We start from the raw sequence: 13,605 nt of genomic DNA on the forward strand, positions 1-13,605 counted from the left end.
AAGGCCCCGGCGAAACCGGGGCCTTTTCTGTTTCTACGCTACCGGCTGATCAGACCGAATAGTACATGTCGAATTCGACCGGGTGCGGCGTGTGCTCGAAGCGGATGACCTCTTCCATCTTCAGATCGATATAGGCGTCGATCTGATCGTCGTCGAAGACGCCGCCAGCGGTCAGGAAGGAGCGGTCGGCATCGACGCTTTCCAGAGCTTCGCGCAGGGAAGCGCAGACGGTCGGGATGTCCTTCAGCTCTTCCGGCGGAAGATCGTAGAGATCCTTGTCCATGGCGTCGCCGGGATGGATCTTGTTCTTGATGCCGTCGAGGCCAGCCATCAGCATGGAAGCGAAGCAGAGGTAGGGGTTCGCCATCGGATCGGGGAACCGCACTTCCACACGCTTGCTCTTCGGCGAAGAGCCGAACGGAATACGGCAGGATGCCGAACGGTTACGCGCCGAATAGGCGAGAAGAACCGGTGCTTCGAAGCCCGGGACCAGACGCTTGTAGGAGTTGGTCGACGGGTTGGTGAAGGCGTTCAGTGCCTTGGCGTGCTTGATGATGCCGCCAATGTAGTGAAGGCAGGTTTCCGACAGGCCAGCGTAGAGGTCGCCAGCGAAGGTCGGCTCGCCACCTTTCCAGATCGACTGGTGGCAGTGCATGCCCGTGCCGTTATCGCCATAGACCGGCTTCGGCATGAAGGTTGCCGTCTTACCGTAGGCGTTGGCGACCTGATGGACGACATACTTGTAGATCTGCATCTTGTCGGCGTTACGGACCATCTCATCGAACATGATGCCGAGTTCGTGCTGCGCTGCTGCCACTTCGTGGTGGTGCTTTTCGACCTTCACGCCCATCTCTGAGAGAACCGTCAGCATTTCCGAACGCATGTCCTGCGCGCTGTCGACCGGCGGTACGGGGAAATAGCCGCCCTTGGTCCGCACGCGGTGGCCGAGGTTACCGGTCTCGTAATCGGCGCCCGTATTGGTCGGCAACTCGATGTTGTCGAGCTGGAAGCCCGTATTGTACGGATCCGTGCTGAACTTGACGTCGTCGAAGACGAAGAACTCGGCTTCCGGGCCAAAATAGATGGTGTCGCCAACGCCTTCGCCCTTCATGTAGGCTTCGGCCTTCTTGGCGGTGCCGCGCGGATCGCGGTTATAGGATTCGCCGGAAACCGGGTCGAGAATGTCGCAGAAGATCGACATGGTCGACTGGGCGAAGAACGGGTCGACGTGAACCGTATCGTTGTCCGGCATGAGAAGCATGTCGGATTCGTTGATGGCCTTCCAGCCGGCAATGGATGAACCGTCGAACATGACGCCTTCAGCGAAGAGGTCTTCGTCGCAAAGGCTGGCGTCCATGGTGACGTGCTGCATCTTGCCGCGCGGGTCCGTGAAGCGCAGGTCGACGAATTTTACGTCATTATCTTTGATCTGCTTTGCGATATCGCTAGCCGAAGTCATTCTATGCAGTCCCCTTGGGTTCGTGAGGCTTTATTAGATTTTACCGGCATCAGCCGGTGGTAGGAGGAGGAAAGAAATTCCCGTCAAACGGCATCGGCTCCGGTTTCACCGGTACGGATGCGTATCACTTCCTCGATGGCGGAAACGAAAATCTTGCCATCGCCGATCCGGCCGGTCTGAGCCGCGCCGCGGATGGCATCGATCGCTGCTTCCACGCTCTCGTCCGAAAGGACGATTTCGACTTTCACCTTGGGAAGAAAATCGACCACGTATTCAGCACCCCGGTAAAGTTCGGTGTGCCCTTTCTGCCGGCCAAAACCCTTGGCTTCGGTAACGGTGATACCCTGCAGACCAACGTCCTGCAGCGCTTCTTTCACCTCGTCCAGTTTGAAAGGTTTGATGATCGCTTCGATCTTTTTCATGAAATTTGGAGGCCTCCCCTGATGAAGTGACCGGACGCTGATGTGCCCGCCCGGTAAGGATTAAGCATGTTCCATGCCAGTCAGAACCGGCGCCGCCAAAAGCTGGCGCATTGCGTCCTTCTGCAATCGAACAGCTGATCGATATTCAAGCCAACGCCTAAAGGATAGGCAATATGCATTCAAGTTGGGCAAGGGTAGCATCACAGTCCGGTTCGCAGAAAGGTTGATTGATCCTGAATGCCTCGCATCTACCGTCGTCGAAGCGACGGGAGCGAACATGCATCTTTTGACGACCCAACAGATGGCGCAGGCGGACCAACTGACAATGGATAGCGGCCTGTCTGGGTGCGATCTGATGCAGAATGCCGCCGAAGCGGTCGCCAGCATCATCCGCCAGTTGGCGGGGGCCGACCAGCTGATACAGATCCTGTGCGGTCCGGGTAATAATGGGGGTGACGGATACGCGCTCGGCGCAATTCTCGTCAGGGAATGGCGGAACGTCGAGATTTTCGCGGTGGCCGCGCCAAAAGATGATAGCGATGCGGCATGGGCGCGGTCGAAATGGGGTAAAGACGTCCGACCCCTGAGCGAGTTTCGGCCGGACGGGTCCGCCATCATCGTCGACGCTCTGTTCGGTGCGGGGCTTTCCCGGCCACTGGAGGGCGACGCGCTCGAGGCGGTGGAGCGTGCAAATGGATCGGCTGCGACAATCGTTGCGGTCGATATTCCGAGCGGCATCGGCGGAAATGATGGCAAGATTTATGGGACTGCGATCGAGGCATCCGATACGGTCACTTTTTTTCGCGGCAAGCCCGGCCATTGGCTCTATCCGGGCAGGGGCAATACGGGCCGGCTGCACGTCAAACAGATCGGGATTGAAGAGAGGGTGCTTCGTACGATCGATTCAAATTGTCGGCTCAATGGGCCCTTTCTTTGGATCGGGTCCTTACCCTCATCGGAAAACAGCACCCATAAATATGAGCGGGGGGCCGCTCTGATCTTTTCCGGTGCGGCGCTTTCCACCGGGGCTTCGCGTCTTTCCGCCCTTGCAGCCGCGAGAGCAGGCGCAGGCGCGGTCACTCTCGTCGCGCCGCCCGACGCTGCGCGAGTACATGCCGCACATCTGACCGCTATCATGGTCAATGAAGCTGAGACGCGTGAAGACGCGCTCGAGCGTGCGTGTAACGGGAAGGAGAGGGCCGCGGTGATCGGCCCCGGATATGGTGTCGGCGAGCCGTTGAAAAAGCTCGTATTGGGCCTCCTTAAGGCCAGCAATAGCGCCTTGAAGACCATCGTGCTCGACGCAGACGCGCTGACCAGCTTCCGTGAGGATCCAGAGACGCTGTTCGATGCGATCCGCGCCGGCAAAAAAAACGTGGTTTTGACGCCGCATGAGGGTGAGTTCTCTCGTCTGTTTCCTAACCTCGCCGAAGGTCACGCCAAAACCGAAAAGGCAGCCGAAGCGGCGCGGCGATCGGGAGCCATTGTTCTCCTGAAAGGCTCTGACACGGTGATCGCCGAGCCGGATGGCTGTATCGCAATCAACCCGAACGGTACGCCTCTACTTGCAACGGCGGGCTCCGGGGACGTACTCGCTGGCATAATCGCGGGGCTGGCCGCACAGAATATGCCACTCTTCCTTGCCGCCTGTGCAGCCGCCTGGCTTCACGCGGAAGCGGCTCGTTCGTTCGGCAGAGGTCTTGTCGCCGACGACCTGCCGGATCAATTGCCGGCCATTCTAGAGTCGCTATTCGATACTGAGGAGAGGGGACAATGAGGATCAAGCTGAAGCGCTTCTGGCGCTGGCTGAAAGGGCGGCTGTGGGTGCGGCCCGCGATCTACTGCATATTGGCAGTAGCCACGGTCTTTGTCGCCACGACAACCGACGTTTTCTTCCCCGAGATCGCCTTTCTCGATGTTTCCGTCGAAACCATCGAAAATTTGCTGACGATCATCGCGTCGTCCATGCTGGCCGTCGCGACGTTCGCAGTCTCCGTCATGGTTTCGACCTATAATGCGGCGCTGAACAATACGACGCCTCGAGCCTTCGATATCGTGGTCTCCGACACGTCTACCCGCCAGGCCATATCCAGCTTCATCGGTGCGTTTATCTTTGCCATGATCGGTCTCATGGGGGTCAATTTCAGTTATTTCGGATCGCCCGGCCGTGTCGTGCTCTTTTTGATGACACTCGCCGTATTCCTTTGGGTGGTCGGCACTTTCGTCTACTGGATCGACCATGTGACCCGTATGGGCCAGCTTCGACACACGATCGAACGGGTCGCCGGACGAGTGACGACACTTCTCGCCGAATATTTCGCAAATCCGGGCCGGGGAGGGGTTGTTGCTGACGTCGGTGAAGAGCCGCCCCGCGACGCGATCCCGGTCTATCCGAAGCAATCCGGTATCGTCGTCACGTTCAGTTGCGCTGATATCAAGGCGGTCATGCCCGAGGGCAGTTGGCAGGCTTTCATCGCCGCGCGGCCGGGATACCGGGTATCGCCATCGGTTGCTCTCATATGGATCAGGGGAATCGACGTGGACGAGGAGATGGCATCTTCTCTACGCTCCTGCTTCGATGTTTCCCGGGTGCGAACGCTTGAGGAAGATCCCGAAATGGGACTTCGCATTCTGGCCGAGATCGCCGACCGAGCGCTTTCACCGGGAGTAAACGATCCGGGCACGGCCATGGATATCGTCAATACATCGGTCTCGGTTTTCAATGACGCCCGGATCAGAGCGGAAGAAATCGACGAATGGCCGAGCGACGAGCGCATACGCGTCGTGCCGATCGAGCCCGATCGTCTTTTCGGTACGCTTTTCGAGCCGATCGCGCGCGATGGCGCCCATGTGGTGGAAGTTGCGGAGACGCTCCAGCGGTCGCTCGTCGCGCTTTATGTCATCTTGCCGGCGGCTTATGGCGAGACGCTTAGAACGCAGGCATGGCGTGCTTTTCGTTACGCGAGCGACAAGTTGGCTTACCAATGGGAGGTTGACCGTGTGAAAGCGGCGGGCCGATATCTCCTTGAAGGTGATGAAAGCGATCAAAAGTTCATCGCCGCAAAGAATCTCGAACGGGCCGTTCCAATCGACGAGACATAAATCCACTCCCGGTTGAAACTCATTTCCTCATTGAAACGTCCAGACTGTGTAACCGAAACGTTTTGAGAGGAAAGACAAATGACAAAGACGCTTACTGCAACGATCGCCATCGCCAGCTTCGCCTTTGCCACGCCGGTATTTGCTCAATCCGATGCATCCGTCAGCGCGTCGGATCAGGATGTCAGCAGCGGCACCGTGATGGCCGAGACCATTACGGCTCCCGAAAATGGCTGGCTGGTTGTGCATCGCACAGATTCAGAAATGGCGCCGGGACCGGTTGTTGGTTACGCGCCGCTCAAAGCGGGTGACAATGAAAGCGTCGTCGCCATCCTTCAGGAAGAAGTAGCCTCCGGCGATATGCTGATGCTCATGGTCCATGGCGAAACGGGCGGCAATGAAACCGGCGTATTCGAGTACACACTCGGTGCAAAGGAAGACGGACCGATCCGGATCAACGACGAACTGGTCATGAAGGTCGTCACCGCACAATAATTCCTTTGCGACAGTCTAATTTTTAGCCTCCGGCACCTCCGCCGGGGGCTTTTCAATCGACAGCCTTCTGCAGGGCATTCGCGCCGACCGGCGCGTTCACTTTTCCGCCGGAGATGAAAAAGACGAAAACGTCGCGCGGTTTCTTTTCAATCGTCCTGTCGGGTGCAATCAGATCGAGATCGTTCGGTGCGAGGCCTTCTGAATAATCCCTGAATCGCCCAGCCCATTGTTCGATTTCCTCAGTGCTGTAGCAGGTCGGAAGATCGTCCGAACCCTTCTGAAGACGGGCATAGACGAAATCGGCAGTGATGTCGGCGAACATCGGGTAGTCGGCGTGATCCGCAACAACGGCCGCGACACCATGGGCGGTGATCAACTCCACGAATTCAGCGGTTTGGAAACTGGGGTGCCGCGGCTCCACGACGTGAGTGAGTGCGAGACCATCCTGCTTTTGAGGCAGAAGTTCAAGAAAAGCGCTGAAGTCGTCCGGATCGAATGCCTTGGTCGGCATGAACTGCCAGAGGATGGGACCTAGCCGGTCACCGAGCTCGATAATGCCCTGCGTCAGAAATTTCTCGATGGAAGGACCTGCCTCGGCAAGCACTTTTCTGTTGGTGCAATAACGACTGGCCTTTAGCGAAAAGATAAAGCCCTCCGGCGTTTCGTCGCGCCATTTGGCAAAGGTCGCCGGCTTTTGACTGCCGTAATAAGTGCCGTTGATCTCGATTGTCTTCAATTGCCGGCTGGCATATTCGAGCTGACGCTTTTTGGCGAGATCATCGGGGTAGAAGGCTTCGTCCCATGGCTTGAATGTCCAGCCACCAATGCCGGCGCGTATCGAACCCGTCTCTGCCATCTGGCGCCCCCGTCTATCTGTGTGATCTCATAATGGTCCGGCGAAAATGGCCACTGCAATCTTGCTGCCCTTGCCATCAGCGCTGATGACAAGCGCCATCTCCGCGTAGCCGGCATCACCGAGTATCGGTTTGTATCTGCTGTTCCGGGTCCATTCTTCGACAAAATAGGCGACATCCGATTGGGTCACGGTCGATCCGCAGCCGCTGCAACGCGCCGAGATGGCTTGCAGGCTCTGCCACTCTTCGCGTCGGGGAAGTCCCTTGAGGAGGTCGAGCGATTGTAGAACATCGCTGTCGAAGTCTGCGTCGGGCAGCGTCTTTTCAATGTGGCGCCTGAGGCCCGAAGACGAAGAGAGAGGTGTCGTCCCGCTACGTGTCTCGTTGATCATCGCGACGGCAAATTGCGTCTGCCGGGCGGCATCGATTGGCTCGCCGCCATGATCGCCGCCACTGAGAGAGGTCCCTGGCCCGGCGAAGGTTTCCACGGCGAAACGACGGCCATCATCATAAACCACCGCAAATCCATAATTAGTGAGCCCGCGCGCCAGAATATTCTCGCGATGGCCCGGGCTGTTCATCCAGCCTTCGTGAAGCTCCTCGACAGCCTCGATGCCGGGGGCAGAGCATCCACTGCACCGCGCGATGTTCTCGCGGACGATCCGACTATCGTCGCCGCCTGCCGAAAGATAGCGATCGAGCGCTGTCTCGCCGTCTGGCGTAACATGCGAGAAATAATCGTTTTTCAGCATGTCACGCGCATGGATGAGCGCCGCTTCGTTCAGCGGCGCGCTAAGCGTCAACGGTGGCAGATCGTGTCTCGCACGGGAGGCGTTGACCAGTTCGACACTATGGCTGCGAAGGCTGCCGAGCACTTGTTGGTTGTCTTGCGCGATAGCAGCCGAAAGCGGAAGGAGAGCGGCGAGCAGAACACAAGTCCAAGCAGCGGCGTGAAGGCGCAGGCCCCTCATGACAGGCCGCATTGATCGGTTCACCAACCTCACTCGGCCGCTTCCGGCGCCTTGGCCTTGGCAGGACGATCCAGCAGTGGCCGCAAATACTGGCCCGTATAGGATCGCTTGTCCTTCGCCACCTCTTCGGGCGTGCCGGATGCGACGACTTCACCGCCGCCGGTTCCGCCTTCGGGTCCGAGATCGAGCAGATAATCCGCAGTCTTGATGACCTCCAGATTGTGCTCGATGACGGCGACCGTATTCCCCTGGTCGACAAGTTCATGCAGCACTTCGAGCAGTTTGGCCACATCGGCGAAATGCAGGCCAGTGGTCGGCTCGTCGAGAATATAGAGCGTCCGTCCCGTCGCCCTTCGTGACAGTTCCTTGGCAAGCTTGATGCGCTGGGCTTCGCCGCCCGAAAGCGTCGTCGCCTGTTGACCGACCTTCACGTAACCGAGTCCGACCTTTTCGAGCGTTTCCAGCTTGTCGCGGACCGCTGGAACGGCAGCAAAAAACTCCACACCTTCCTCGACGGTCATGTCGAGGACGTCCGCGATCGACTTGCCCTTGAATGTCACGTCCAGCGTCTCGCGATTGTATCTTTTGCCGTCGCACACATCACAGGTGACGTAGACGTCCGGCAGGAAGTGCATCTCGATCTTGATGACGCCATCGCCTTGGCAGGCTTCGCAACGGCCGCCCTTGACGTTGAAGGAGAAACGGCCCGGCTGATAGCCGCGCGCCTTCGATTCCGGCAGTGCGGCGAACCATTCCCGGATTGGCGTAAAGGCACCCGTATAAGTCGCCGGGTTGGAGCGGGGCGTGCGGCCAATCGGCGATTGGTCGATATCGATCACCTTGTCGATGAATTCGAGACCCTCGATCCGATCATGCGGGGCAGGGTGATCGCGGCTGCCCATCACCTTGCGGCTGGCCGCCTTGAACAGGGTCTCGATCAAGAAGGTCGATTTGCCACCGCCAGACACGCCGGTCACACATGTGAAGGTGCCCAGCGGCAATTCGGCCGTCACGTCCTTCAGATTGTTGCCTCGGGCCCCGACCACCTTCATCCGGCGCCCCTTCTGCCCCTTGCGGCGCTTCTTCGGAACTGAAATCTCCTGTGACCCGGAAAGATATTGACCGGTCAGGGAGTTGGGGTTGGCCATGACTTCGGCCGGTGTTCCCTGAGCCACAACCCGGCCGCCGTGAATACCCGCAGCGGGGCCGATATCGACCACATAATCGGCTGTGCGAATCGCGTCTTCATCATGCTCGACCACGATGACGGTATTACCCAGATCGCGAAGATGCTTCAGCGTATCAAGAAGGCGGTCATTGTCGCGCTGGTGAAGGCCGATGGAGGGCTCGTCCAGAACATAGAGCACACCGGTAAGGCCGGAGCCGATCTGGCTCGCCAAGCGGATGCGTTGGCTCTCGCCGCCGGAGAGCGTGCCGGAATTACGTGAGAGGGTGAGGTAATCGAGACCGACATCATTGAGAAAGCGAAGCCGTTCGCGGATTTCCTTCAGAATCCGGTAGGCGATCTCCCGGTCCTTCTCGTTCAGCCTGGTATCGAGGTCGGAAAACCATTCATCCGCCGCCTTAATCGACTGCGCGGTCACTTCGCCGATATGAAGACCGTCGATCTTCACGGCCAGCGCTTCCTGCTTCAGTCGGTAGCCATCGCAGGTGGGGCAGGGCGTCGCGGACATGTATCGCTCGATTTCCTCTCGCGACCAGGCGCTTTCCGTTTCCTTCCAGCGACGCTGAAGGTTCGGGATGACGCCCTCAAACGTCTTGGACGTCTTGTAGGAGCGTATACCATCATCATAGGCGAACGCTATTTTGGAGCGGCCCGTCCCGTAGAGGATGGCCTTCCTTGCCTCTGGCGACAGGTCGCGCCAGCGGTCGGACACATCGAAACCATAGGCCTTGCCCAATCCGATGAGCGTCTGAAGATAATAGGGAGAGGAAGAACGCGACCAGGGCGCGATGGCGCCCTCCCGGACAACGGCATCCTTGTCCGGAATGACCAGTTCTTCGTCGATGGCCTGCTGATGGCCAATACCGTCACAGCCCGGGCATGCACCAGCTGGATTGTTAAACGAGAAGAGGCGGGGTTCGATCTCCGAAATCGTAAAACCCGAAACCGGGCAGGCAAAATTTTCCGAGAACATGATCCTTTCATGCGTCTCGTTCTTGTTGCGGTTTGCACCGGCCGCGGCAAGTTTCTCATCGGGAAGCGGCCGGTCGGCGAATTCGGCCACCGCCAGGCCATCTGCCAGACCGAGTGCGGTCTCAATGGAATCGGCGAGACGCGACCCGATATCTTCGCGCACGACCAGGCGGTCGACGACCACATCGATATCGTGCTTGTACTTCTTGTCGAGCGCGGGAGCTTCGCCGATCTCGTAATATTCGCCATTGACCTTGATACGCTGAAAACCCTTGCGCTGCAGATCGGCCAGTTCCTTCCGGTATTCGCCTTTGCGGCCCCGGACGATCGGCGCGAGAAGATACAGGCGGGTACCATCCTCCAGCGCGAGGACGCGGTCGACCATCTGGCTGACCGTCTGGCTCTCGATGGGAAGACCTGTCGCAGGCGAGTAGGGCACGCCGACACGTGCGAAAAGAAGCCGCATATAGTCGTAGATCTCGGTGACGGTCCCGACGGTCGATCGCGGATTCTTGCTCGTCGTTTTCTGTTCGATGGAAATGGCCGGAGACAGCCCGTCGATCTGATCGACGTCTGGTTTCTGCATCATTTCCAGAAACTGGCGTGCATAGGCCGACAGCGACTCGACATAGCGGCGCTGGCCTTCAGCATAGATCGTATCGAAGGCGAGAGAGCTTTTGCCCGACCCCGAAAGACCGGTCATCACGATCAGACTGTCGCGTGGAAGGTCGAGGTCGACATCTTTGAGATTGTGTTCGCGCGCGCCGCGCACGGAAATGAACTTGCTTTCAGCCATTCGAATGATCAGTACTTTCGGGAATGTGGACAGTGCTGAAGGTAGGTATTCGATCAGCGATGTCGAGCGCTTTCACGCCACCATCCTGACATATGCTGGCGGGAGAGAGCAGCGCCGCCGTGAAACGGCACTGCCTAGATTGACCTTGCCTCAGCGGCAGGGATGGGCAACCAGTTTGCAGGTCAGCGGACGCCCTGCGCAGTTGAACGAAATCACTTTTGCCTTGCTGAAGTCGGAATAGTCGGTGCCATAGACCGGCTTACCGCGGTTCCGGGGCAGAATGTCGCGACCTTCGATCGCACGAACCCAACGGCGCACAGCACGTCGTTTGGCTCTCGTCTCACGCGCAGAGCGCCGAAGCGCAGCCGAGCGCCCGTAGGCTTCGAAGGCTTCTGGAGCGCATTTGGGGCGGGACGCCGCGCTTCGTTCACTTTGCATCGTCTCTGGTCTCAACTGCAAATTGGGCTTCGCCATCTCTTTGAGTGGCTCGGCAGTACTCTGTGCTGAAGCATCGACCACGGCAAAAAGTGGCAAGACCAATGCGACGATCATACTCAACGGTAGCTTTCTTTCACTGGGGGACATGACAGGCTCCTCTGGGCTAGGGACGCTGCACACCCGTTTTCGTTCTTGAAAAAAAACGACACGAGCCAGCTCAGTCTCGCCGGCTCAAGGACAGCGTCCAGTCAACGATCTAACCTTGCGGAAGACCAACTGAACAGCCTTTGAGGGTCCGGTTCACGAGGGGTTCAGAAAATGTGAACTCGATCGCCGACCGCACGCCTTCGTCAAAAACCCTCTCACTTAAATTCATTCTGATGTTTTCAGTATCAAAGTTCCGGGCCGGGGCCGGCTTGACATTTTCAAGAACATAATAGGAACATAGAGCTGTTGATGAAGTCATGTCAACCGGCGCGTAGGGGTGGTCTGCCATGGCGGGAAAGGTATAGGGTCGCGCCAAATCGTCGCGCCGCCGAGGTGCGTCAATCATGCGGAAGGAAAAATAATGGCAGGCAGCGTGAACAAGGTCATTCTGGTCGGCAATCTGGGTGCCGATCCAGAGATACGTTCGCTGAACAATGGCGGCAGGGTCGTCAATATGCGGATCGCGACCTCCGAGACATGGCGCGATCGCAATAGCGGTGAGCGGCGTGAGCGAACCGAATGGCACAATGTCGTGATCTTCAACGAGAACCTCGCAAAGGTGGCCGAGCAATATCTCAAGAAGGGCGCAAAGGTTTATCTCGAGGGCCAGCTTCAGACCCGCAAATGGCAGGACCAGAACGGTAATGATCGCTATTCCACCGAGGTGGTTCTGCAAAATTTCCGTGGCGAATTGCAGATGCTTGATAGTCGGGATGGCGGCTCCGGTGGCGGCGGTCGCGATATGAGCCGAGGCGGCTCCGATTTCGGTTCGAGCCGTGCCGGCGATGATTATGGCGGTGGCCGAGGCGGTTCCGGCGGGAGCGGCGGCGGCTATTCCGACATGGATGACGAAATTCCGTTCTAAGACAGCTCTGGACCGCAGGGGATGCCGCCGCGGCTTTGCCTTGTCGGTCTAGTCCACCCCGGACGGCACATTGCTTTGATCGGCGAAGGTGCGATGACCAGCAGCTGATTGCACTTCGAAATAAAGCTTGCGGATCATTGGATGACGCCGGCGAATTTCCTCTTCCATTTCGCTGACAAGCTGCTCGATGCGACCCGCCTTGATTTCGTTCTGGAAATCGAGGCTTGTCGCCAAGAGGATATCGCGCGGTCCGAGGTGCATGGAACGCAGCTCGTTGACCGCGACGATCTCGGGGTGACGTGCCATCCTCTGGCGTATATCTGACAAGACATCGGGATCGGCGGTTTCGCCGATCAGCAGCGCCTTGACCTCAATTGCGAGAATGATCGCCACGATGCCGAGTATAATGCCGATAAGGATGGATGCGGCGCCGTCGAATACCGGCATGGCCGTATACCAGCTGAGAAGCACGCCTGCGGCTGCGATCACGATGCCGATGCATGCCGCGGTATCTTCGGCAAGAACCACGAAGACCGCCGGATCTTTCAAGTCGCGAAGGTCGCTGTAGAAGCCGCGACCTGCTCGGGTCCGCTCGAAATTTCTGAAGGCGACACTCCAGGAATAGCCTTCGAAAAGAAACGCTATGACGAGCACGGCGACCGCAATCGTTGGAAACGCACCGTCTCCGCTTACTCCGGCTTCGTCGTGGAGCAGATGCGTCACGCCTTCATAGATCGAAAAGCCGCAGCCAAGGCTAAAAAGGAAGATGGCGACCACAAATGCCCAGAAATACAGGGCATTGCCGTAACCGAACGGATGACGTTCGTCTGCCGGCTTCTTGCTCTGGTGAATGCCGATCAGAAGAAAGCCCTGATTGGCCGTGTCGACGAGAGAATGAAATCCCTCCGCCAGCATGGAGGCCGAGCCGGACAGCGCTGCCGCGATGAACTTGGTGATCGCGATTCCAAGATTGGCGAACAGTGCGGCCAAAACGGCGCCTGTGCTTTCGCTCCCATCATTCGCGCCTTCGGATTTGCGTGGATTCTTCACGTCTCGTTTTCTCCATCGGGGAGGGGGAGATAATGTGTGGAAGGTTCGCGACCAGCCATATCCCGCTGCTCAGGCTGCAATCAGATCGCGAACGCCATCTGCGACGAACTGCACCGCGAGTGCGGACAGAATGACGCCGAGTAATCGTGTGAGAACCGATCGCCCGGTTTCTCCGAGATAGACGTCGATACGATCCGCGATGCGAAAGAAGATGTAGCAGAGCGCTACGACGAATGTGACGATGCCGATCAGGACGAGCCGTTCCGTCGGACTGGGAAACCGTTCCGACAAGAGGATGGTTGCGGAGATCGCTCCAGGCCCGGAAATGAGCGGGATGGCGAGCGGAAAGACCGCCAGATTGGCGAGATCGGTACGGCTTCGAACCTGGCTGACATTGCTGGATTTTCGTTCCACGCGTTTGCCGAAGATCATTTCAAAAGCGATCCAGAACAGCAAAAGACCGCCGGCGACGCGGAAAGCCGGTAATGTAATGCCGAACAGGTTGAGGATGATCGGCCCGGCCACGGCAAAGACCACGAGGATGCCGAGGCCGGTAATCGCACCGCTAAACGCGACATGATTGCGTTCGGACCGGTCCATGCCCGCGGTCAGGGCCAGAAAGAGCGGAGCCAGCCCGATCGGATCGATCGTGACGAACAGGGTGGCGAAGGGTTCGAGCAGTTGTTCAGGCTCCAAGGCGCTAAATCCTCCGAAAACTCTGGATAGCGTCAGGCGAGGTGGCCCTCGCACGCGCAATTATTCGATAAAATCCCTATATAGGGTGAAAGTGA

At 58.1% G+C, this 13,605-nt stretch carries 12 protein-coding genes; 4 read left to right on the top strand and 8 right to left on the bottom strand.

What is annotated here, in order from left to right; genetic code table 11:
- Nucleotides 1-49 precede the first annotated feature (49 nt).
- Nucleotides 50-1,459 carry a type I glutamate--ammonia ligase gene (gene glnA, locus D8780_RS06045; RefSeq protein WP_121644798.1) on the bottom strand — a complete coding sequence of 470 codons (1,410 nt, stop codon included), beginning with the start codon at nucleotides 1,457-1,459 and terminating at the stop codon, nucleotides 50-52.
- 83 nt (nucleotides 1,460-1,542) lie between these two features.
- Nucleotides 1,543-1,881, bottom strand: a complete 339-nt coding sequence (locus D8780_RS06050; protein ID WP_121644799.1) for a P-II family nitrogen regulator — start codon at nucleotides 1,879-1,881, stop codon at nucleotides 1,543-1,545.
- A 277-nt stretch (nucleotides 1,882-2,158) separates the two neighbouring features.
- Here D8780_RS06050 and D8780_RS06055 point away from each other — a divergent pair, with 277 nt between their 5' ends.
- The 3 genes from D8780_RS06055 to D8780_RS06065 all read left to right on the top strand — a co-directional run bounded on the left by D8780_RS06055 (nucleotide 2,159) and on the right by D8780_RS06065 (nucleotide 5,475).
- Entirely contained in the window at nucleotides 2,159-3,658 is a 1,500-nt protein-coding gene (locus D8780_RS06055) for an NAD(P)H-hydrate dehydratase (protein ID WP_121646402.1), read from the top strand.
- The gene (locus D8780_RS06060) at nucleotides 3,655-4,983 is read left to right on the top strand and encodes a DUF2254 domain-containing protein (protein ID WP_121644800.1); all 1,329 of its coding nucleotides are present in this window, start codon (nucleotides 3,655-3,657) and stop codon (nucleotides 4,981-4,983) included. The genes D8780_RS06055 and D8780_RS06060 overlap by 4 nt, the downstream gene beginning before the upstream one ends.
- 78 nt (nucleotides 4,984-5,061) lie before the next feature.
- Entirely contained in the window at nucleotides 5,062-5,475 is a 414-nt protein-coding gene (locus tag D8780_RS06065) for a DUF7282 domain-containing protein (protein WP_121644801.1), read from the top strand.
- Between the two features lie 52 nt (nucleotides 5,476-5,527).
- Here the strand turns inward: D8780_RS06065 and D8780_RS06070 are convergent, their stop codons facing one another.
- From D8780_RS06070 to D8780_RS06085, 4 genes are all read right to left on the bottom strand, one after another.
- On the bottom strand, nucleotides 5,528-6,331 hold the full coding sequence (locus D8780_RS06070; protein ID WP_121644802.1) for a DUF72 domain-containing protein: 804 nt from the start codon (nucleotides 6,329-6,331) through the stop codon (nucleotides 5,528-5,530).
- 27 nt (nucleotides 6,332-6,358) lie between these two features.
- Nucleotides 6,359-7,312 carry a CAP domain-containing protein gene (locus D8780_RS06075; RefSeq protein WP_121644803.1) on the bottom strand — a complete coding sequence of 318 codons (954 nt, stop codon included), beginning with the start codon at nucleotides 7,310-7,312 and terminating at the stop codon, nucleotides 6,359-6,361.
- A 17-nt stretch (nucleotides 7,313-7,329) separates the two neighbouring features.
- A complete protein-coding gene (gene uvrA, locus D8780_RS06080) occupies nucleotides 7,330-10,254 on the bottom strand; it encodes an excinuclease ABC subunit UvrA (protein ID WP_121644804.1) in 2,925 nt (974 codons plus the stop codon).
- 150 nt (nucleotides 10,255-10,404) lie between these two features.
- Entirely contained in the window at nucleotides 10,405-10,812 is a 408-nt protein-coding gene (locus D8780_RS06085) for a hypothetical protein (RefSeq protein WP_210209457.1), read from the bottom strand.
- 448 nt (nucleotides 10,813-11,260) lie between these two features.
- On the opposite strand from D8780_RS06085, the gene ssb reads away from it, so the two are divergent.
- Entirely contained in the window at nucleotides 11,261-11,764 is a 504-nt protein-coding gene (ssb, locus tag D8780_RS06090) for a single-stranded DNA-binding protein (RefSeq protein ID WP_121644806.1), read from the top strand.
- Between the two features lie 48 nt (nucleotides 11,765-11,812).
- Here the strand turns inward: ssb and D8780_RS06095 are convergent, their stop codons facing one another.
- Both D8780_RS06095 and D8780_RS06100 read right to left on the bottom strand, forming a co-directional pair.
- A complete protein-coding gene (locus D8780_RS06095) occupies nucleotides 11,813-12,814 on the bottom strand; it encodes a cation diffusion facilitator family transporter (protein ID WP_121644807.1) in 1,002 nt (333 codons plus the stop codon).
- Nucleotides 12,815-12,883: 69 nt separating this feature from the next.
- The gene (locus D8780_RS06100; protein WP_121644808.1) at nucleotides 12,884-13,510 is read right to left on the bottom strand and encodes a MarC family protein; all 627 of its coding nucleotides are present in this window, start codon (nucleotides 13,508-13,510) and stop codon (nucleotides 12,884-12,886) included.
- Nucleotides 13,511-13,605 lie beyond the last annotated feature (95 nt).

Source organism: Notoacmeibacter ruber (assembly GCF_003668555.1).
In the GTDB taxonomy this organism is placed as follows: domain Bacteria; phylum Pseudomonadota; class Alphaproteobacteria; order Rhizobiales; family Rhizobiaceae; genus Notoacmeibacter; species Notoacmeibacter ruber.

Coding starts and splice junctions, on each gene's coding strand:
- D8780_RS06060 (WP_121644800.1), top strand. CDS start 3,655: ATGAGGATCAAGCTGAAGCGCTTCTGGCGCTGGCTGAAAGGGCGGCTG.
- D8780_RS06075 (WP_121644803.1), bottom strand. CDS start 7,312: ATGCGGCCTGTCATGAGGGGCCTGCGCCTTCACGCCGCTGCTTGGACT.
- ssb (WP_121644806.1), top strand. CDS start 11,261: ATGGCAGGCAGCGTGAACAAGGTCATTCTGGTCGGCAATCTGGGTGCC.
- glnA (WP_121644798.1), bottom strand. CDS start 1,459: ATGACTTCGGCTAGCGATATCGCAAAGCAGATCAAAGATAATGACGTA.
- D8780_RS06050 (WP_121644799.1), bottom strand. CDS start 1,881: ATGAAAAAGATCGAAGCGATCATCAAACCTTTCAAACTGGACGAGGTG.
- D8780_RS06070 (WP_121644802.1), bottom strand. CDS start 6,331: ATGGCAGAGACGGGTTCGATACGCGCCGGCATTGGTGGCTGGACATTC.
- D8780_RS06065 (WP_121644801.1), top strand. CDS start 5,062: ATGACAAAGACGCTTACTGCAACGATCGCCATCGCCAGCTTCGCCTTT.
- D8780_RS06055 (WP_121646402.1), top strand. CDS start 2,159: ATGCATCTTTTGACGACCCAACAGATGGCGCAGGCGGACCAACTGACA.
- uvrA (WP_121644804.1), bottom strand. CDS start 10,254: ATGGCTGAAAGCAAGTTCATTTCCGTGCGCGGCGCGCGCGAACACAAT.